The 20,505-nt window shown below is 58.4% G+C and carries 20 protein-coding genes; 13 read left to right on the top strand and 7 right to left on the bottom strand.

All coding sequences use genetic code 11. The annotated features are described in order from the left end of the window. Window positions 1-4: 4 nt before the first annotated feature. Together CSQ86_RS09805 and CSQ86_RS09420 are read left to right on the top strand one after the other, a co-directional pair. Window positions 5-163, top strand: a complete 159-nt coding sequence (locus tag CSQ86_RS09805) for a hypothetical protein (RefSeq protein ID WP_165773838.1) — start codon at window positions 5-7, stop codon at window positions 161-163. 87 nt (window positions 164-250) lie between these two features. Continuing rightward, window positions 251-1,024, top strand: coding sequence for a TlyA family RNA methyltransferase (locus tag CSQ86_RS09420; protein ID WP_100494884.1), 774 nt, complete (start codon window positions 251-253; stop codon window positions 1,022-1,024). Here CSQ86_RS09420 and CSQ86_RS09415 read toward each other — a convergent pair. From CSQ86_RS09415 to CSQ86_RS09405, 3 genes are read right to left on the bottom strand one after another with little or no spacing between them, the layout of a single operon-like run. Continuing rightward, entirely contained in the window at window positions 1,006-1,749 is a 744-nt protein-coding gene (locus CSQ86_RS09415; RefSeq protein WP_243387807.1) for a bactofilin family protein, read from the bottom strand. The genes CSQ86_RS09420 and CSQ86_RS09415 overlap by 19 nt on opposite strands. A gap of 46 nt (window positions 1,750-1,795) precedes the next feature. Continuing rightward, window positions 1,796-2,458 (bottom strand): potassium channel family protein, encoded by a 663-nt coding sequence (locus CSQ86_RS09410; RefSeq protein ID WP_100494883.1) that lies wholly within the window; start codon window positions 2,456-2,458, stop codon window positions 1,796-1,798. Between the two features lie 51 nt (window positions 2,459-2,509). Continuing rightward, window positions 2,510-3,994, bottom strand: coding sequence for a TrkH family potassium uptake protein (locus CSQ86_RS09405; RefSeq protein WP_100494882.1), 1,485 nt, complete (start codon window positions 3,992-3,994; stop codon window positions 2,510-2,512). Window positions 3,995-4,220: 226 nt separating this feature from the next. Between CSQ86_RS09405 and CSQ86_RS09400 the strand changes: the two genes are divergently transcribed. The 3 genes from CSQ86_RS09400 (at window position 4,221) to CSQ86_RS09390 (ending at window position 7,698) form a co-directional block, all read left to right on the top strand. Continuing rightward, window positions 4,221-5,219: an NAD kinase gene (locus CSQ86_RS09400; RefSeq protein WP_243387806.1), complete on the top strand. Its 999-nt coding sequence runs from the start codon at window positions 4,221-4,223 to the stop codon at window positions 5,217-5,219. Further along, complete coding sequence (gene recN, locus CSQ86_RS09395) at window positions 5,219-6,967, top strand: DNA repair protein RecN (protein WP_100494881.1); 1,749 nt, start codon at window positions 5,219-5,221, stop codon at window positions 6,965-6,967. Before CSQ86_RS09400 ends, recN begins: the two co-directional genes overlap by 1 nt. A gap of 80 nt (window positions 6,968-7,047) precedes the next feature. After that, complete coding sequence (locus CSQ86_RS09390) at window positions 7,048-7,698, top strand: HAD family hydrolase (protein ID WP_100494880.1); 651 nt, start codon at window positions 7,048-7,050, stop codon at window positions 7,696-7,698. 78 nt (window positions 7,699-7,776) lie between these two features. Here the strand turns inward: CSQ86_RS09390 and CSQ86_RS09385 are convergent, their stop codons facing one another. Then, a complete protein-coding gene (locus CSQ86_RS09385) occupies window positions 7,777-8,397 on the bottom strand; it encodes a GNAT family N-acetyltransferase (protein WP_100494879.1) in 621 nt (206 codons plus the stop codon). Window positions 8,398-8,642: 245 nt separating this feature from the next. Here CSQ86_RS09385 and CSQ86_RS09380 point away from each other — a divergent pair, with 245 nt between their 5' ends. From CSQ86_RS09380 to CSQ86_RS09365, 4 genes are all read left to right on the top strand, one after another. Then, the gene (locus CSQ86_RS09380) at window positions 8,643-9,023 is read left to right on the top strand and encodes a GntR family transcriptional regulator (RefSeq protein ID WP_100494878.1); all 381 of its coding nucleotides are present in this window, start codon (window positions 8,643-8,645) and stop codon (window positions 9,021-9,023) included. A gap of 101 nt (window positions 9,024-9,124) precedes the next feature. Next, entirely contained in the window at window positions 9,125-10,054 is a 930-nt protein-coding gene (locus CSQ86_RS09375; protein ID WP_423734814.1) for an ABC transporter ATP-binding protein, read from the top strand. Continuing rightward, entirely contained in the window at window positions 10,051-10,770 is a 720-nt protein-coding gene (locus tag CSQ86_RS09370; protein ID WP_100494876.1) for an ABC-2 transporter permease, read from the top strand. The genes CSQ86_RS09375 and CSQ86_RS09370 overlap by 4 nt, the downstream gene beginning before the upstream one ends. After that, window positions 10,770-11,489: an ABC-2 transporter permease gene (locus CSQ86_RS09365; protein ID WP_100494875.1), complete on the top strand. Its 720-nt coding sequence runs from the start codon at window positions 10,770-10,772 to the stop codon at window positions 11,487-11,489. Before CSQ86_RS09370 ends, CSQ86_RS09365 begins: the two co-directional genes overlap by 1 nt. Window positions 11,490-11,561: 72 nt before the next feature. On the opposite strand, the gene CSQ86_RS09360 is transcribed toward CSQ86_RS09365, so the two are convergent. After that, the gene (locus tag CSQ86_RS09360; protein WP_165773837.1) at window positions 11,562-13,280 is read right to left on the bottom strand and encodes an ATP-binding protein; all 1,719 of its coding nucleotides are present in this window, start codon (window positions 13,278-13,280) and stop codon (window positions 11,562-11,564) included. A gap of 186 nt (window positions 13,281-13,466) precedes the next feature. After that, the gene (thrC, locus tag CSQ86_RS09355) at window positions 13,467-14,957 is read right to left on the bottom strand and encodes a threonine synthase (protein WP_100494873.1); all 1,491 of its coding nucleotides are present in this window, start codon (window positions 14,955-14,957) and stop codon (window positions 13,467-13,469) included. A 253-nt stretch (window positions 14,958-15,210) separates the two neighbouring features. Here thrC and glyA point away from each other — a divergent pair, with 253 nt between their 5' ends. The 4 genes from glyA (at window position 15,211) to nadD (ending at window position 19,199) form a co-directional block, all read left to right on the top strand. After that, window positions 15,211-16,518 carry a serine hydroxymethyltransferase gene (glyA, locus tag CSQ86_RS09350; RefSeq protein ID WP_100494872.1) on the top strand — a complete coding sequence of 436 codons (1,308 nt, stop codon included), beginning with the start codon at window positions 15,211-15,213 and terminating at the stop codon, window positions 16,516-16,518. Between the two features lie 124 nt (window positions 16,519-16,642). Further along, entirely contained in the window at window positions 16,643-17,938 is a 1,296-nt protein-coding gene (locus CSQ86_RS09345; RefSeq protein ID WP_100494871.1) for a glutamate-5-semialdehyde dehydrogenase, read from the top strand. Further along, window positions 17,935-18,483 (top strand): phosphoribosylglycinamide synthetase, encoded by a 549-nt coding sequence (locus tag CSQ86_RS09340; RefSeq protein ID WP_100494870.1) that lies wholly within the window; start codon window positions 17,935-17,937, stop codon window positions 18,481-18,483. Before CSQ86_RS09345 ends, CSQ86_RS09340 begins: the two co-directional genes overlap by 4 nt. Beyond that, on the top strand, window positions 18,480-19,199 hold the full coding sequence (gene nadD / locus CSQ86_RS09335; protein WP_100494869.1) for a nicotinate-nucleotide adenylyltransferase: 720 nt from the start codon (window positions 18,480-18,482) through the stop codon (window positions 19,197-19,199). Before CSQ86_RS09340 ends, nadD begins: the two co-directional genes overlap by 4 nt. A 31-nt stretch (window positions 19,200-19,230) precedes the next feature. Here nadD and CSQ86_RS09330 read toward each other — a convergent pair whose 3' ends face one another. Beyond that, entirely contained in the window at window positions 19,231-20,433 is a 1,203-nt protein-coding gene (locus CSQ86_RS09330; RefSeq protein ID WP_100494868.1) for a glycoside hydrolase family 3 N-terminal domain-containing protein, read from the bottom strand. Window positions 20,434-20,505 lie beyond the last annotated feature (72 nt).

The raw sequence follows: 20,505 nt of genomic DNA, 5'->3' as shown, positions 1-20,505 counted from the left end.
TGCGATGACGGACAATACGGACAACGCATCGGAGCATACGCACCTTGCCGAACGCTTCCCGCAGCTCGCCGATCTCGACTCAAAAGACAATGACGGCAAGCTGCAGGCGTTCAGAGATGTGTTGTCCGCCCTGCAACATGAGCTCGACGAAAACCGCCAGTAGTCGGTCAAAAACCGGTAATGGCCGACTACGGAATTCTTACGGTCTACGTTCTTCCGGCATTCGTATTCATCCATCCCGAGGAATCATATGTCCCAACAGCAGCTTGACCCTTCCACGCCACTTGACCGGCTCGACATGATGCTGGTGGCTGCGGGGCTGGTGGAATCACGTGCCAAAGCGCAGCGCCTGATCAAAGCCGGGCATGTGCGAGTCGATGGACAGACCATCACCAAGCCGTCATACATGGTCAAGGCCGCACATAGCGAACTCGCCGTGGACAAAGGCGACGATTATGTATCGCGCGGAGCCTACAAGCTGCTTGGCGCATTCGAGATGTTCGCCGAACAAGGGCTTACCGGGCCTCAGGGGCTGCGTTGTCTGGATATCGGCGCTTCCACGGGAGGATTCACTGATGTGCTGCTACGCAGGGGAGCGGATCAGGTAATCGCTTTGGATGTTGGCCACGGTCAGCTCGACCCCCGTATCGCAAACGATTCGCGAGTCATCGAGATGAGCGGCGTCAATATCCGCGAAGTCGAAGCAGAAGATTTGCCGTGGTCGCCGCAGATGATCGTATCCGATGTATCGTTCATCTCGCTCACATATGTGATTCCGGTCATCGAACGCATCAGCGAACCAGGCGCGCAGATCGTGCTGTTGGTCAAACCGCAGTTCGAGGTCGGCAGAGCCGGCCTGGGCAAGAACGGCATCGTTGAAGATCCATCCTTGCGCGAGCAGGCGCTCGATCGCGTGGTGAACTGCGCGAACCAACACGATCTGGAAGTCCGCGCCACCGCCGATAGCCCCATTGAGGGGACACACGGCAACGCCGAATATCTGCTCTATGCCGTACGCAAGTGAACACGGCGACAGGCACCCTTCAACAACATCACGTTGGAGGTCGTGTCCGTGCCCAATGCGGTGGAGCATATGGCATGTTCCACGGCGCTGCCTTCCCTCAGGGAAGCGGAATCCGCCTTTATGGTGCGGCAGATGAGTTTGCATGCGGATACTTCCGAGGCTTTGATCAATGTGACGCGACTTTGCGCCTGATAATCAGGCATGCCGAAACGGGAAAACATCGTACTGTGCAATGGTTGGGTGAAGATCACGCGCCCATCGATATCATTGCCATGCAGTACGCCATGCATAGAGAGATTATCGGCGATGATGTGGTGCGCATTGCGCAGCGCTCCCGTGATGTTCATATCGCCCGAACATCGAATATTTCCATCGGTATTCACGCTTCCGGTCATCTCGATGCTTTCGCATATGATGTCGCCTTTGACTTCAAGTGTGCCGCGGCCGCTTATGCGTCTTACGTGGATTCTTCCGGAACACCGAACGATGCCATTATCAATGATCAGGCTGTCACCTTGAATTTTCGGGGCTTCAAGGGTGCCCTCCACCATAACGGTTCTGAACCTCACACCGTTTGCGAATGTGGCATCATCTTCCACGTTGATGAGGTCGTAGATGCCACTTTGAACCATTGAGCAATCCGCAGAATGCTCGGTCATCGTAAACCCCCTCCTTCTTTGGGTATCGTGATTCAGCCTAAGCGCCGAACGCTTGGTTTGAGCCACGATGTTCGCAGAGTAGGGGGGGATGGGGGTGATTCTTCGGGTGGGATCAGCCTTGAATGAAATGATCGATCTGATCCTGCTTGCCCATGATGATGAGCTCGTCATTGCGATGCATCACCAGTTCGCGTGACCCGTATTGGAATTCCTTGCCCGGGGCCTTGATGCCCACTACCGTCACGCCGTACTTGTCGTGCACCTGCACGTCTTCGATGGAGCGGCCCACGGCATACAGCGGCGTGTGAATCTTGACGACCGTGTACGGGCCATCGATTTCGATGTAATCCAGATAGTTGCCGGCCACCAGATGGCCTACGCGCTTGCCGGCGTCGGTTTCCGCGTTGATGATATGACGGGCGCCGATACGCTGCAGAATACGCGCATGCTCCTGGGAGACGGATTTGGCCCATAGGTCGGAGATGCCGGCGTCCAACAGGTTGCCGGTGATGATTACCGAGGATTCGATGCTGTCGCCGATGGCGACGACTGCGGTATCGAACTGGGAGGCATCGATTTGCTCGATGGCCATCACATCGGTCATATCAGCCTGAATCGTGGGCAGATGAGCGGACCAGCGGGCCACGATTTCAGGGTTCTTGTCCACCGCGAGCACATCCTGTCCCATGGCGTCAAGCGTGGAGGCCACCGAGCCGCCGAATCGTCCGAGGCCGATGACCAATACGCTTTTGCTGCCGCTTGATTTGGATGCCATGGTGAACCTCCTGAAACGTGTTATGAACCTAAGAATAATAAGACGAGCGAATCAGCCGACGATGATGTTTTCCTGCGGATAGCGAATGGGCTCCGGCGCCATCGGCCTGCTAATCGAATAGGCGATGGTCAGCGGGCCGAGACGGCCGACAATCATTTCGGCTGCGAGAATGAACAGGCATGCAGGATTGCCGGCATTTGCCACACCGACGGAATAGCCGCCGAGTGAGAATGCGGAGCAGGCTTCAAACATGGCGTCCACGAAATTGCAGCCGGTCACGAACATGAGCGATACCGCGCCCACGAACACTAGGAAGAAGCAGGCGGTGGTCACCGAAACGGCGGTCATCTGGATACGCCGGGGGAGACGACGGTGGAACGCCGTCACATCGCGATGCCCGGTGAAGGATGCGGCGCAGATCAATACGATCACGGCGAATGTGGTGACGCGGATGCCGCCTGCGGTGGAAGACGATCCCGCGCCGATGAACATCAGCATGCTCATGAACGCCTTGGTCTCATTGGAGACTTCCGGCACCCAGGAAATATCGAATCCAGCCGAACGCGGCATTACGGCGGCGGAGAGTGCACGGCGTAGTTTCATGCTGGGGTCATCGGCCGGGAACAGGGCGGTGTTGCCCCATTCGACCAGCAGGAACCAGACCAGGGAGGCGAGCACCAGCAGGCCGGTGGTGGTCAGCGTGAGCTTGGTGTGCAACGTCCAACGCTTCGGATGCAGCCGTTTGCGGGCGCATTGCACCACATTCAGCACCACCGGGAAGCCGAGCGTGCCGACGAATGCGCTGAGCAGAATCGGCAGACCCACACCCCAACGGTTGATATGCAGGCCCGTGGCGTCCGGTGTGAAACCGGTGTTGTTATAGGCGGAGACGGCGTAGAACAGGGCCTGCCAGAGCGTGCGGCCGATCTGACCGCGATTCACGCGGAACAGTTCCGGCAGCAGCAGGGCGAATGTCAGACTTTCGGCTATGGCGAACGTGGCGAACACCACCGAAAGCACGCTTTTGATTTCGGAAAGCTTCGTGGTGCCCAGCTCGCTGGCGGTGAGCATGCGCTGGGAGACCTTGAGGCGGCGGGAGGCGCCAAGCGCCACCATGGAGGCGAACGTCATCACGCCGAGGCCGCCGAATTGAATGGAGAAGAGGATCACCACCTGGCCGAACATCGACCAGTATTGTGCGGTGTTCACCACCGGGATGCCGCAGGTCGACAGGGCGGAGACGGCGGTGAAGAACGCCGCCGGGAAATTGGTGAACACCCAGTCATGCGTGGAGAACGGCAACAGCAGCAACAATGTGACGATTACGATCAATACGAGGAAATACAGGATGGAGAGTCGCCCTGGGTGGCTGAGGAGCCTGTCGGTAAGGCCGATGCGGCGAATGCGGCGTGCGGAACGTGCCTCTCGCTTGACCTGGGCTTTGCTCTTGCTGTTCGGTTCATCGTTGGAGAACCACCAGGATAACCCTGTTGAATCCTGCTTGTTGAGGAAGGATTCATCGAAGTCGTTGGACATGGTTTCCGTTACTTCCTCAAACTGTCGTATGCTCCGGTCCGTCCGCAAAGCACGGACGATGTCATTGTATGCCGTTGCTCTACGATAATCGACTCCATGGAAGTTCAAGTGCCACGGATTGCGTGCGATTGGGCCTGGATTATGTTCGATGGCTTGATTGGCGGTTAGGATGGTCACTAGTGCAGTCGATCATCGGCGACATCGCCATACTGTGAAGGAGGACGTCATGGCCAAACGTAATGCGGTAATAGTGACGCATACCAGGCTCAGGCAGTCCGGAACCGTAGTGTCCGAGGCGGTGAGCCAACTGCGCGTGGCGGGCTTCGAAGTCACGATCATCGACAACACCGAGGCACCTGATTTCGGCGTGCAGCCGCCGGCCGTCCCCGACGATACGGAAATCGTCGTGGTGCTGGGCGGCGACGGTACGATTCTGCGCGCCGCCGAGCTGGTGCATTGCACGCAGGTGCCGATTCTCGGCGTCAACATGGGGCATGTGGGTTTCCTGGCTGAATTCGAGAGTTTCCAGATCGATGAGGCGATTCGCCGGGTGGCCGAGCATGACTACAACATCGACGAACGCATGATCGCGCATGTGGATGTGTGGCTGCCGGGCGCCACCGAGCCCATCGAGGATTGGGCGTTGAACGACATCACATTGGAGCGTGCGGACCGTGGCAAGATGGTCGAGCTCTCCATTCGCGTGGACGATGTGGAAATGAACTCGTTCGGTGCGGACGGCGTGATCGTCTCCACACCCACCGGTTCCACCGCATACGCCTTCTCCGCAGGAGGCCCTGTGATATGGCCGAATGTCAAGGCTCTGCAGCTGATTCCGCTGGCGGCTCATGCCTTGTTCGCAAGGCCGTTGATCATCGGTTCGGGATCGACCTTCTCCATCGATATCCTGGATGAATCCATGTCCGAAGGATGGATCTGCTGTGATGGGCGCAGGCAACGTGCGCTGCCGCAAGGAACGCGTGTTATTGTGCGTGAATCCCGCGATACGCTGCGTCTAGCTCGACTCTCCGGTGTGCCCTTCACCAACCGATTGGTATCCAAATTCGACCTTCCCGTGGTCGGGTGGCGCGAACACGCCAGGGCCGAGGCCGCCGGTCAATCGCACGCCCATCAGGAGCAGCCGGATACGATGCACACGGCAGCGGTGCCTGGAGATGCCAAAGACTCTGAAGTCGCAGGCCATGCCGGAGAGGTGAACAGCTGATGCTCGAAGAGCTGGATATCCGCAATCTAGGCCCGATTCATGAGGCGCAGATTACGCCGGCTCCCGGCATGACCGCGATCACCGGCGAAACCGGTGCCGGCAAATCCATGCTGCTTTCGGCATTGAATCTGATTTCCGGCGGCCCCGCCGATGCCGGACGCGTCACCGCAGGCGCTGACGAAGCCTGGGCGCAAGGCATCTTCGCCGTCACCGATAATGCCCCGGCTGCCGGAATCGCCCATGAAGCGGGCGTCGATGCCGAAGACGGCGAGCTGTTCCTCTCACGTACCGTCAAAGCGGCCGGTCGTTCCCGTGCCGTATTGGGCGGCAAAAGCGTGCCGAAATCAGTGCTTGCCGGCGTCGCCGGCGAACTGGTGACCATTCACGGGCAAACCGAGCAGTTGAAAATCGCCTCGACATCGCGCCAACGCGAATTCCTGGACCATGCGGCGGGCAACGAGCAGGAGCTGGACGCCTACCGTGAAGCCTGGCGTGCACTCACCGCATTGGATGAACGGTTGCAGCGACTGCGCTCGCAGGAATCCTCCGCACGCCAGCGCGCCGATTACCTTCGCGAATCAGTCGACCACATCAACGAGGTGAATCCACAGCCCGGGGAAGACGAAGAGCTGAAAGCCAAGCGCGATCGCATCGAGAACGCGGCGGACATCGCTGAAGGAGTCTCCCGCGCGCTCGCGGCCCTGGACTCCTCCCAAATGGAATTCGACGCGTCCTCGGACGGTGCCGGTGCCTCCGATTTGTTGTTGCAGGCGTCGCAGGCGTTGCGCGGTATCCACGCATCCGGGGATTTCGGCGAACTCGCCGACCGTCTCGAATCGTTGAACGCCGAACTGCAGGACGTGGTGTTCGCGCTGTCCGGCCACTTGGACGAAGACTTCGGCGATGCCGACCTGGATACATTGAATGCGCGCATCCATGAGCTTGGCGAACTGACCCGCCGTTGGGGACCCACGTTGGAGGACGTCATCGCCTGGCGAGACAAAGCGGCGTTTGAAATCGAAGACTTGGACGCTTCGCCTGAAAAGCTTTCGGAATTGGAAGCCGAACGTGATGTGCTGCATGGCAAAGCCGAAGAAGCCGCGGCCGCGTTGAGTGCGGTGCGCGTTGAAGCGGCGAAGCGTCTTGCCGGGCGAGTGACCGCCGAATTGGAATCATTGGCCATGGCTGGGGCCTCATTGGAGATTCGTGTGGCGCCGCGCCATGGTGACAGCGCTTTGGATGCCAACGGCGGTGATGATATCGCGTTCCTGTTCACCCCCTATGAAGGTTCACCGCAGCTGGCCATGGGCAAAAGCGCCTCCGGCGGTGAGCTGAGCCGATTGATGCTTGCTCTGGAATTGTCGGCGGCGGATATGCATGCCGGCGAGTCCGATAGGTCTTCCGGATCAGGTGCCGTTTCCGACATGACGTTCATCTTCGATGAGGTCGATGCCGGAGTCGGAGGCAAGGCCGCGGTCGAGTTGGGCAAACGATTGGCGCGCTTGGCTCGCACCTCCCAGGTGATTGTGGTGACGCATCTGGCGCAGGTCGCCTCTTGGGCAGACAGCCAGTTTGTAGTCACCAAGATTCCGCCGGACGCCGACGATGATGCCGTGGGCGTGGTGACCACCGTGGACGAGGTCACCGACGATGCGCGCGTGCATGAAATCGCACGCATGCTCTCCGGTTCCGAATCCGAAGCATCCCTCGACCACGCCCGCGAATTGCTCAAGGAGTCGGTGCTGTGATCTATATAGGCTCCCTCTGATGAGGGAGCTGTCAGCGAAGCTGACTGAGGGAGAGACAGTATTTGAGGAGATAAACACGTATGAAATCGCAGAAAGCCGCTATCTTCGATCTTGACGGTACCCTGCTTGATTCGATGGGCGTCTGGAATCAGATCGACATCGATTTCCTTGGCCGCCGCGGTATCGCTGTGCCTGCCGATTACATAATCACCGTGGCATCGATGCAGTTCCGAGAAATCGCCGAATACACCATCGATAGATTCCATTTGCCGGATACGCCTGAACAACTGATGGCCGAATGGGATGAAATGGCTCGTGTTGCCTATGGCACCACGGTCCAAGCCAAGCCGGGGGCGGTGGAGTATCTGCGCGAACTGAAAGGTTCCGGCGTGCGTCTCGCCGTGGCCACTACATTGATGCCGCAGCTGCGTACTGCGGCGCTTGACCATCTGCGCATGAGCGAATTCTTCGATGCGATTGTCTCGGTCGATGATGCCGGGGGAGTGGGCAAATCCAAGCCGGATGTGTATCTGCTGGCCGCAAGCCGTCTCGGAGCGAAGCCGGAGAACTGCACAGTATTTGAGGATTTGCTGGTGGCGATTCGCTCCGCCAAGTCGGCCGGCATGCAGGCCTGGGCCATGTATGACGATTCCTCGGCCTCCGATTGGCCTGAAATCACGCGCGTTGCCGATGGTACGCTCTATGACTTCCGTGATGCGCCACGCCTGTAGCATTTGATTGCTGAAAACAACAAGCCGTCAACATCGATGAAATACGATGCTGACGGCTTTATTCGTGTGAGGGAACCGCTAGAAAATCGACTGCAGATCCGCGCTGCGATTTGACTTGAACCGCTGACGCTCCAACTCCTCACCTTCCTGACGCTCCACCTTTTCAGAGGCGATGCGCTCCAGCAGCGTGGCAGTCGGTGCGCGGTAGACGACTTCGTCATAGACGTGGCCGTCGCGCTCCACAACCTCGGCCTTGCGGCCAACCTCCTTGAATCCAAGGGACTCATACATATGACGGGCACGCAGGTTGAACGACCAGACCTTGACGGTGATGGTTTTTGCCTTGAGCTGTTCGGCGGCGAGCTGGATGCCGAGTTTCATGGCCTGGTTGCCATAGCCAAGGCCTTGGAAATACGGGCCGATGAGGATACCCATCGTGGCGTCGCGATCCGGATCCTCGCAATCCCAGGCAGCGATGTGACCAATGGGCATGCCGCCTGGATCCAACACGGTCCGACCGAATCGGTGCTCGTCGTCGGTGTCGCTCCATCCGTGGAACTGGGCGTCCACCCGTTCCCGCGGAAGGGCGTCAGTGGTGACTCGGCATCCGTCCGCAACGGATGCGTCATTCCACCAGGCTTCAAGGTATGGGTAATCATTTGGCTCTGTAGCGCGCAAGGTAACAACGTTGTTTGGCATAGCAAGCCCCTTTCCGTTGCCATTGTAGGCATATTGGATGTTTCGACTCGTAGACGGGAAGTGCTCCTGCGGCATTGTTTATCAAGTGTTCACACATTGCCACGTAGGGGATGTTCATACCACCAGACTGCGCTGTTGTACTGTTATGCAACACACCTTGACAGTTGGCAATAACAGTTATACTGTGTTGCATAACAGCTAAACAGCTGCGAGCGCTATAACGAAAACAATCGAAAGGGGCATAGGTGAAACTGATCATCTCATCCGTGTCCGGTGAACCCATTTACGAGCAAATCAAGAACCAAATCCGTGCGAGTGTGCTGAACGGCGAACTCCAAGCAGGGGAGGCGTTGCCTTCCTTAAGAAAGCTGGCCAAGGAACTGCGCATCTCCGTGCTCACCGTCACCAGGGCGTACAACGAGCTGGCCGATGAGGGCGTGGTGCAGAACATCCAAGGCAAAGGCACGTTCGTGATGGACAAAGGCAATGAGCTGATGCGCAATCAACTCGAGTCCCAAGCCCGCGAGAGCCTCGCCGAGGCCGTCCGTGCGGCCAAGGCCGCCGATATCCCGCTTGCCGATTTGGAAACGATGCTCACCGAGGAATACCAGAAACTTCCTTCCTAGGCTCCCCTTGTCAGGGGAGCTGTCGTGCGAAGCATGACTGAGGGGTAGTTACATGGATGGCATGCATTGGTTATTGCTCGTCATCCGATGAAAGACAAGGCATTGCTATGACCATTGATCAATCGCCGATGGCGCTGTCCATCACCGGCGCAACCAAGCATTACGATTCCGGCTTCACGCTGGACGACATCACCTTCGACCTGCCGGTTGGCTACATCATGGGCCTCATCGGCCCGAATGGTGCCGGCAAATCCACGCTGATCAAGCTGATTCTTAATATGATCCACCGCGATGCCGGCGAAATCCGTGTGCTGGGCCTCGACAATATCGCCGATGAGGAAACCGTCAAGGAGAACCTCGGCGTGGTCTTCGACTCCAGCTATTTCATCGAAACGTGGACGGTGAACAAAGTCGAGCGGGCCATGGCGCCAATGTACCTCGCATGGGACCATGCCGCTTTCGACGGCTACCTCACACGCTTCGGCCTGGACCGCAAGAAGCGTGTGAAGGAGCTTTCCCGCGGCATGCAGATGAAGCTCATGCTCGCTGTGGCCCTGAGCCATGACGCCAAGCTGCTGGTGCTGGACGAGCCCACCAGCGGTCTCGACGTGCTCGCCCGCGACGAGCTCATGGACATCCTCCAGAACTACATCGCGGACGGTGAAAGCAGCGTACTTTTCTCCACACATATCACCGCCGACCTCGAGCGGGCCGCCGACTTCATCACCTACATCACGCGCGGCAAGCTCTACTTCACCGGTCCCAAGGATGAATTCGAAGAATCCTTCCGACTGGTCAAAGGCGGGCCGGATGATTTGGCGCCTGACGTCAAGGGCGTCGCGGTCGGCATCCACCGCTATGAGACCGGCTTCGACGCGCTCGTGCGTACCGAGGACCTTGACAAGCTCGAGGGACTCAAGGCTGAGGAGGGGAGACGCTGGGCGCCGCTCGCCGCCGAACCCGCTTCCATTGACGACATCATCCGTCTGACCAACGTGGATGGCGCTGTACATGCGATGGAGGTGGCATGATGACCGGAGTATTGCGTGCCTTCATGCTGGACGTGCGGCGTATTACTTCACAGGGTGTGTTCTCGATACTGGTTCTGCTCATAGGGTTTCCTGCGGCGATAATACTGCTCGGAAGCATCTCGGGCGGTGTCAGCTATATGCCCGGAGCCGCTATCGGTGGTGTCTCCGCGATGCTTGCCTTGCTGCCGCTCAACGCATTCACCTTTGAACAGCAAGGGCAGAATAATTGGATGAACGGCGTCATTCCGGTTCGTCGTATTCATCAGGTGATTGGCCGGTATCTCGTGGTCAGCGCATGCATGCTGGCACTGGCGTTGGAAGTTGCGGTTTGCGTCGGCGCTGGCATGTTATTTGAATCCGGAACGATTCAGTTTTCTGGGCTGATAATATCTGTGCTGGCTGCGGTTGTGATGTATGCGCTGCTCGAATCGGTGCTGCTTCCACTGTGCTACCGGTTCACTTATCAGAAGGCGTTGCTGACGATGATGCTCATCTGCATTGGGCTCGGTGCGGCGATAGCCGCTGTGTTCGCACTGCTCGCCAAACTGGCTCCTGCTGCGATTGACGCGCTCATCTCATGGGCGGTGTCGTTGACCGAGACGATGTCGGGCGCAGGCATGATTTGGCTGGCTTTGGGCGGAGTGGTTCTGGCAGCGGTCGCTGCAGCGGTCTCGCTCGCCGTATCGCTGCACATCTATCTCGCTAAGGAGTTCTGATGGTATCCGCATTGAGCAAGCGTATTCACCTGCATGCCGAGCGTATCGCTGTCCGTATGGATTTCGCTGCCCTCACCGGCAATTCCGCGGTGATGAACGTTATCGCATTCCTGGCCCCATTGGTATTTACCGCGTTCACCTGGCAATCGGGGCCAGATGAATCAGGTCTGCCGCTCACGGTTATGGCATATCTGACCGTTATGTACTGGGTCGCTTCTATCGCCGTATTGTTCCAATTCAACAGTGACAATCAGCTGGCCTCAGCTCGGATGATTGGTGTGATGCCGGTATCCCGCCGTACGCAAGTCAATATGCGCTACTGCTCCGCGAGTCTGCTGTTCCTGATTTGCTTTGCGGAACTCGGCATCGAAATCGCACTGTCCAGATTATGGTTCGGCATCGGCTTGAGCGCGCTTGTCACGGTCATGCCGCTCGCCATGGCCGCTTTCGTGGTGTTGGCTGCCATAGTGATTCCGGTGTTCTACTCCTGTGGTGATTTCGTCAAGGCTTATTCGAGGTTGTTCACCGGCGCGATCACCGTGTTCTTCGCTGTACAGATCATCCTGTTGTTATTGCCTGACGGTCTGCGCTCGCAGGTGCTGTCCACGTCCATTACAGTGTCGCCAATCGGTTGGGTTGTGATAGGAGTCATCGCCATCGTGTCCCTTATCGTCTCCTACCGCATGTCCCTGCGTATCTGGAGCACCAAGGAACTGTGATTCTGCATAGGACGCAAAGCGACGTTGAAGAGTCCGACACCTTCCTTGAAAAGGTGTCGGACTCTCCAACGTTTATGCGGTTTTCAATCGATACGATTGTTTAGGGCTCCTTGCCGGTTGCGTGCGTTCGATGATGCCCTTGTCAAGCATTTTGCGCAATTGATAGGTGACGGTTGATCGTGGAGCTCCAGTGGCTTTCACCAGTTCGGGCGTTTGCGCGACGCCGCGCTCCATTAACAGTTGAATCAGGGTTTCTTCCAATGTCGATTCGCCGTTAGCGGTAAGTGGCTCGGAACGGATGCCAAGAATACGCGCATAGGCTTCGTTTAATCCGGGAATGTCTTTTGCATATCGGTTGTACATCTCCTGATTGGATAATTCGGTACCGTGAATGGTGCTTTGCGGGAAAGGAATGATTTTTGGCCGGGATGTGGTTGCCGATTCCCTGTGAGATGAACCTTGCTGGGAGCTGTAATCGACATCAGGGCGATCCGACCACTTCGCATACCTTGGGTCCCTGCGACTGTCCGGCAGCTTTGAGGTGTCCGACGAGCGGAAAGTGACGCAGAACGTGTTCAACGTGCTGTAGATTTCAGGCTCGCCATTGCCGTTGTCCTGCAGGAGGCGATTGATGAGGCTGTAGCCAGTGCCGCGGTTCTCCGCTACCATACCGCCGTGAAATGGGGTGCACTCCAGTAGTTTGGCAAGTGTCTGGTTGCGTGTGGATGTTGCTCCTGGGCTACTGATGGATTGCAAGGTCACATCGCCATAAAGTCCGCCCGGATTGAGTATTTCCAGCCTATCCTTATACATATTGACCTGAATTTGCCCTCCCTGTGCCATTGGAGAGTAATCGCGGTGCATGATGGCGTTGACCACGGCTTCGCGCACCGCGTCTTCGGGGTACTCGTAGGTGTCTTTGCGGAATGGACCATCCAATACGCCGCCGATGCGCATGTTCTTTTGCACCGCGTTCAATACATTGTCGAGAATTTCTGGAATCGGACCGTCAAAAGAGCAGTTGTCGATGAACTTCACTCCACCTGCGAAGACTTTGTCGTATCCCGGATAGCAAGTGAACGTGATATTCACTCGTGGCATGAATTGCTGAGGATAATTGCCGGCAACCAGCAGACCTGCCACGGTCGGCCGAAGCGTACCAGTGCCATCGGGCTCAGCTATTCCCAGTGATTGCATGGCTTCCTCGTTGGAGAGATTGCCGAAGATGCGTGGGCTTTGCTTTCGGCGCGTAGTGAGAATGGACTGCAGCAAATCGGGCAGGAGATCGCCTATGGTGGCATCTTCCACCAATGCTCGATCATGCGTGGGCTGTGCGCGGTTTTCCAATAGTCGGTCGATTTCATAATGACTGAGCTTGCGGTCGCCGTCCCAAATACGGATGAACGAGCCGCTGTACCGTCCTCGAGTGCGAACATAACAAGGTTTGTCGAGCGGATCAGCTTCATCGATAACCGCAATAACAACAGTGGAATCACGATACGTGGCTATATCAATGAGCGGTTGCAGGGGAGGAGTGATTTTATCCCTGCACATTTGCGCCAGTGCTTCGGCAATGGGCTTTGCTTGGAATCCTTGCGCAGGAGCGAAATTGTTATGTTCTGAAACACCAAGAATTATGATGCCGCCGGTGCCGTTGGCAAATGCGGAAACGGTTTCGGCTAAGGAGACGGGTAAACCTCCCACGGCCTCCTTGATTTCAATGGATTGCGTATCCGATTGTGCTGAACGCAGCGGATTCAGTAGATCGTCAATCTCATCTTCCGTCCACATGCGTGCCTCCATCATCGAATACTTGTGCATACCAATACCATCATATCAAACATCGCAAACAACTTAATATGTTTGATATGATGATGGCGTACATATCGGATTACCGGGCATAATACGATTGAGGGGAGTCCGGCGACATGCCTGGACTCCCCTCAATTGACTTCGTTAAGAAAGCTAAGTTTCACCTCACAGCGCTTCGGCGGCGTTGGCCACGAAACGTTCCATGCCGTCAATCGGCACGACCGTGTTGAAACGCACCTTGGCATGCTCTAGTCCGCGCAATGCCGCCGGGGCGGTGGTGCCGGTTTCTCGGGCCAGCACATCCATGCATTCGAAATCGGTGCCAGTGGCGTCGAAGCCCAGGGCCTCGTTCACCACGCGCGGGAACTTGTACGGGCTCGCGGTGGACAGAATCACGCGCGGGGTCAGTGGATCGCGCGGCATCTGCTGGGCCACGAAGTACGCGCAGGCGGTGTGCGGATCAATCACATAGTGGTTCTTGTTCCAGCAGTCGGCGATCATCTCGCGCACCTGATCCTCATTGGCCCAGCCGCAGCCGAACAGCTGGCGGATCTTGGCGAGCAGCTCCTCCGGAATCTCATAGGTGCCCCACTTGTTGAGATCGTTCATCAGCATCGCGATCAGGCGGGTGTCACCCTCGGAGAAGTAGTAGAGCATACGCTCCAAATTCGAGGAGATGAGAATATCCATCGAGGGGGAGATGGTCTGGAAGAACGGGCGCTGACGGTTGTAGGTGCCGGTGGTCAGGAAGTCAAACAGCACATTGTTCTTGTCGGAGGCCACCACCAAGTGCTTGACCGGCAGGCCGAGCAGCTTGGCGTAGTAGCCGGCGAGAATATCGCCGAAGTTGCCGGTCGGCACCACGAATTCGACCTCATCGCCGACATTGATCACCTGGTCGGCGAGCAGCTGCGCATATGCGGAGAAGTAGTAGACCACCTGCGGCACCAAGCGTCCCACATTGATGGAATTGGCTGAGGAAAGCACCACATGCGAATCCTTGGCGAGGCGCTCGGCCAGAATCTTGTCGCCGAAGATGCGTTTGACCGCGGACTGGGCGTCATCGAAGTTGCCTTCCACGGCTGCCACGTTTACGTTCGCGCCGATCTGCGTGGTCATCTGCAGTTCCTGTACCTGGCTCACCTTGCTTTCCGGGTAGAAGACGGTGATCGCGGTGCCCGGAGCGTCGGCGAAGCCGGCCAGCGCGGCCTTGCCGGTGTCGCCGGAGGTGGCCGTGAGAATCATGATCTTCTCATTCGGGTCACCGTCGGACGGCGTGGTGTGCGCCATGAAACGCGGCAGAATCTGCAGGGCCACGTCCTTGAACGCGGAGGTCGGTCCGTTGAACAGCTCGAGGATGTAATCCTCGCCCAGCGGCTTCAACGGGGTGATGCGTTCGTCGGACCACTGGGAGCCATAGGCGTCAGCGATGCACTGGGCGAGCTCCTCGGCGGTGAAGTCCGGCAGCAGTGCGCCGAGCACGTCGGAAGCGATCTCCTGATAGGTCTTGCCGGCCAAGTCGGCGATATCCACCTTGGTCTGGCCCAGGGAATCGGAGACGAACAGGCCGCCGTCATCGGCGATGCCCTTGCGGATCGCCTGCTTGGCGGTCAGCGAATCGGTGGTGCTGCGAGTGGAATGGAAGGTGGTAGCCACGATAATCCTTTGAATCTTGGAGCCAGAAAAGGTTTGAAAATCCTCTTTAGTCTACCTTGCGCTATGGGCAGTAGGCGGTTCCATCTCGTTTCCCAGGCTGCCGATCGAGCCGTCCATATGGTTGCGATGAACCGTGAAACACGTCCATGTGGTGAGACGTAACGCGGCTGCGTGAAACAGTCCCGCTACAAAAGTTCAATACAGTGCAACACGAACGGCAAACCAGTCGTTATCCACACCTTAAGGAGCACAGATGACCGCTTCATCCCATGCACAAACCGCAACCGACGCTTTCAACGCTCCCATCAGCGCTGCAGATCCGGAAATCGCCGAGCTGCTTGATTCCGAACTCCGCCGCCAGCAGGGTGGCCTCGAAATGATCGCCTCCGAAAACTTCGTGCCGCGCGCGGTATTGCAGTGCCAGGGCTCTGTGCTCACCAACAAGTACGCCGAAGGCTACCCGGGCCGCCGCTACTACGGTGGCTGCGAATTCGTAGACCAGATCGAAACCATCGCCCGCGAACGAGCCAAGAAGCTGTTCGGCGCCGAATACGCCAACGTGCAGCCCCACTCCGGCGCCCAGGCCAACGCCGCCGTCTACCAGGCGCTCGTCAAGCCCGGCGACACCGTGCTCGGCTTGGCTCTCGACCACGGCGGCCACCTGACCCACGGCATGAAGATCAACTTCTCCGGCAAGTTCTACCATGCCGAAGCCTACGGCGTGAACCCGGAGACCTTCCGCATCGACCCTGAGATCATCCGCCAGCGTGCACTTGAAGTGCACCCGGCCATGATCATCGGCGGCTGGTCCGCCTACCCGCGCATCGAGGACTTCAAGGCCATGAAGGAGATCGCCGACGAGGTCGGCGCCAAGTTCTGGGTCGACATGGCCCACTTCGCCGGTCTGGTGGCCGCCGGCCTGCACCCGAGCCCGGTGCCGTACGCCGATGTGGTTTCCTCCACCGCGCACAAGACGCTCGGCGGCCCGCGTTCCGGTTTCATCCTGGCCAAGCAGGAGTACGCCAAGAAGCTCAACTCCTCCGTGTTCCCCGGCCAGCAGGGCGGCCCGCTCATGCACGTGGTGGCCGGCAAGGCTGTGAGCTTCAAGGTGGCCGGCACCCCGGAGTTCAAGGACCGTATGCAGCGCACGCTCGACGGCGCCAAGATCCTCGCCGACCGTCTGATGGCCGACGACGTCAAGGCCAACGGCATCTCCGTGCTGACCGGCGGCACCGACGTGCACCTGGTAATGGTCGACCTGCGCAACTCCGAGATGGACGGCAAGCAGGGCGAGGACCTGCTCGCCCAATGCGGCATCACCATCAACCGCAACACCGTGCCGTTCGATCCGCGCCCGGCATCGGTCGCCTCCGGCCTGCGCATCGGTACTTCCGCGCTCGCCACCCGCGGTTTTGGACCGAAGGAATACGAGGAGGTCGCCGACATCATCGGCACCGCGCTCGCAGCCGGCCCGTCCGCTGATGTGGAGAGCCTCAAGGCCCGCGTGGACAAGCTCGTCGAGGACTTCCCGCTGTACCCGGACCTCGACCAGATTCACTGATCGACTCGCTGAGTCTGTGACTCAGCCGTGAAACTGACTGGCTCCCTGAAAAGGGAGCCTTTTCCATGCCTAAAACCGAGCCGAAACAAGCGATATGCCACATGGTGAGCTACCCTTGTCTGTTATGAGCGAAGCACTGAGTCCTGAAATATTCGATGCCGTGTGCGAGCAGGCCGATAAGGCCGCACGCGCACAGGAATCGCTTGCCAGGGCGAACACCGAGTCCAAGAATGATCTGCTGCTGGCCATCGCCGATGCGCTGGACGAACATGCCGGAGACATCGAGGCGGCCAACAGCCTCGACATGCTCGAAGCCAAGGAAAGCGGCATGGACGCAGGCAAGCTCGACCGTTTGCTGTTCGACGTGCCGCGTGTAGCCGCCGCTGCACAAGGCGTGCGCCACGTGGCCACATTGCCTGACCCGGTAGGGGAGATCGTTCGCGGATACAACCTGCCCAATGGTCTTCGACTGACCCAAACCCGTGTGCCACTGGGTGTCATCGGCATGATTTACGAGGCCCGTCCAAACGTCACCGTGGACGTGGCCAGCCTATGCCTGAAATCCGGCAACGCCGCTATATTGCGCGGCGGCCATGCGGCGGAGCGCACGAACGCCGCGACACTCGGTGTGATTGCCCCGGTACTTGAAGCTCACGGTTTCGATGCCGCGCTCGTGCAATCCGTCGATCAGTACGGCCGTGCGGGCGCAACCGCCATGATGGAGGCTCGCGGGCATATCGATGTGCTGGTGCCGCGTGGCGGCGCCGGCCTCATCCAAGCCGTCGTACGTAATTCCAAGGTTCCCGTCATTGAGACCGGTGCCGGCAACGTGCACATCTACATCGATAAATCCGGCGACCTTACCAAGGCGATCCCCATCATTTTGAACGCGAAAACCCAGCGCGTCGGCGTGTGCAATGCCGCCGAAAAACTGCTGATTCATAAGGATGTGGCAGCTGACTTCCTGCCGGCGATCGCTGCCGCGCTGGCACAGGCGAACGTCGTACTGCAGGCGGACGCGATTTCCTATGACATCATCCAGGGTGCCGCCATTGAGGGCATCGAGCTCAACCATGCCACCGCAGAGGATTGGGATACCGAATATCTGGCTCTCAAAATGGGCGTCAAGGTGGTGGACGGCCTTGATGAAGCCATCGCCCACATCAACCGGCACTCCACCGGGCACACGGAATCCATCATCGCCGAAGACTATGAGGCCATCGAAACGTTCACCAAGCGTATAGACTCTGCTGTAGTGATGGTCAACGCCTCCACGCGATTCACCGACGGCGGTGTGTTCGGCTTCGGCGCCGAACTGGGCATCTCCACGCAGAAGATGCACGCCCGAGGGCCGATGGGATTGCGTGAAATGACCACGACCAAATGGATTGGATACGGAACAGGACAGGTACGCGCATGAGCGAAAATGTTGAGACCAACACCGCAGAGCCTCAAGACCCGAAAATCGGGCTCAAAATCGCCGCTGAACGTTTGAGCATCGTCCGTTACGTATTCCTTGTTCAGATCGAAGACGGCATCGCCTCCGCCGCGCAACGCGCCTCCCTGGAATACGCCGACGCCGTGCTCATTGGCTGGCCGGAGACCGATTCCCCGGAAGTCGTGGACCTGACCGACGCCCAGCTGAAGGTCGTGCGCGAACATATGGAGCTGATGGAAAGCTATATTTCCAAGTTCAGCCAGATGGAGCACGATGGCGATATCGACGGCATGACCGATACGCTGATCCGCATCACCGAACGCGTGGCCGAAGTGCGCCGCCTGTATCAGCCGGAATTCCCGCTGCCCACCTTCGCGGAAATCCGCCGCGTGGTGCAGGACGAGTGGGACGAGGACATGGGCAAAATCGACCCCCAGGAAAGCGATCCCACGGCCGACGAGATTGAACATGAGACCGAGACCGCAGACGGCCAGGCCGCCGAAGCCAACGAAAGCGGTCAGGCATGAGCGCTAGCGAACCCACGGAACTCGCGGCCGTAGCACAGGAGGAAACAGGTCGCCGCATGTCCGACCTATCCGGTCAGGCCGGCGTGAACGGACACGGCAAAGGTCGGCTCTCCGCACGCGGCAACTGGCATACGCGCCTGCGCATCGGCATTATGGGTGGCACGTTCGACCCTATTCACAACGGGCACTTGGTCGCGGCCTCCGAAGTCGCGTGGGTGTATGACCTGGATGAAGTGATCTTCGTGCCCACCGGCCGGCCGGTATTCAAGCTGGACAAGCATGTCACCAACGCGGAGGACCGTTATCTGATGACGGTGATCGCCACGGCGTCAAACCCCAAGTTCACGGTCTCCCGTGTGGACATCGACCGCCCGGGCGTCACCTACACCATCGATACGCTGAAGGATATTCGCGCCCAACACCCGGACGCCGAACTGTTCTTCATCACCGGTGCGGACGCCGTGGCGGAGATCATGCAGTGGAAAGACGCCGAGAAGATGTGGGATCTGGCCCACTTCGTGGCCGTCACCCGCCCCGGTTACTCCTCTCCGGAAGGCGTGAAGCTGCCGGAGGGCAAAGTCGACACATTGGAGATTCCCGCATTGGCCATCTCCTCCACGGATGTGCGCCGCCGCGCGCATCAGAACGAGCCGGTGTGGTATCTGGTCCCAGACGGTGTGGTGCAATACATCGGCAAGCATGGTTTATACCGGTGATATACCGGTGATGGATTAATGCCGGCCGCCGTCAGGCCAGACCCATCGTGATTTTCAACGTCATTACCCGTGTCGCCGCTTGAGTGACTTTGGCGGCGAAGGCGGGATCGGCATCCGCCCGTGCGGACAATCCGTCCAGGATTGGCTCCACATAGTCGGTTTCGCCAACGCAGGCAAGATCACCTCCGGCATCCACCAGCTTGACGCCCAAGTCGGCGGGACTGTAGTTGCTGAGTGCCGCCGCCGACATCGAATCCGAAATCACCACACCGTTGTAGTTGAGGTCGTGGCGAATATGCCCGTCGATCATCGTTGATGAGAACACCGCAGGATCATTGGGATCGATTGCCTGATATGTGGCCAATGCCATCATCACCATTGCCGGATTCGCCTGACGGATGACGGAATCGAATGCGTTGACCTCAGGGCCATCCAGCGTGGTGGTGGTATCGATGATGCCATCAGTGGTGAAATCGGTGTTGCCGCTCACCGATCCCAATCCCGGATAATGTTTGATTGCGGATTCGATGTTGGCGCCGCGCATTCCCCGAACGAACGCCATGCCGTGATTGGCGTTGCCGGCGGAATCCAATCCAAAGTCTCGTGCCAGCGCGCCGATCGGCGCATTGGATGTGCGGTTCACCGTAACCGTGCCCAACACAGGGGCGAGGTCGACATTGATGCCCGCGGACGCCAATTGTGATCCCCAGACGGATGCCGACTGCTGCAACTGGTCCTCCGTCATGGTTCCTTGCTCCACGGCGGAGGGCATCTGATCGAAACCGGGTCCGCTGAGATGCTGGACATAGCCGCCCTCCTGGTCGGTGGCCACGATGAGTTTGTTTTCAGCTGCCGCGTATCCCTGCAATCGATCCACTGCGGAACGCACCGAAGCCGTTCCAGCGTTCCAATTGCCGATGATAAGTACCGATCCCACATGACGGTCGGCGATTAGCGACGCCAATGAACTGGGATCGGTTTCGGGCGTCAATGGCGCCATCACCAGTTGCCCGACCCGAGTGCGCATATCCATGGCCTGAACCATGCGACGAGCTTTGCCGGCAGGGGAAAGATCCGCTTTGGGCACCTGCCCGCGCTCCAATTGCCGTGGAACATCATTCCCGGTGGAGTATGCCGAAGCATGATTATTGTGGCTTGTCTTGGCGAACCAACCGCTGCACCATCCGTAAAGGGCCGAGACCACAACCGCCAGCACGCATGCCATTGCAAGCATCGCCACAACCCAATGCGGGATCTTACGTGTGCGTTGCGGGGAATGAGATGATTGCGATGCGCGATGATTCAT

It is taken from the genome of Bifidobacterium felsineum (assembly GCF_002802915.1).
In the GTDB taxonomy this organism is placed as follows: domain Bacteria; phylum Actinomycetota; class Actinomycetes; order Actinomycetales; family Bifidobacteriaceae; genus Bifidobacterium; species Bifidobacterium felsineum.
This window is presented reverse-complemented; position numbering and strand designations above follow the sequence as displayed.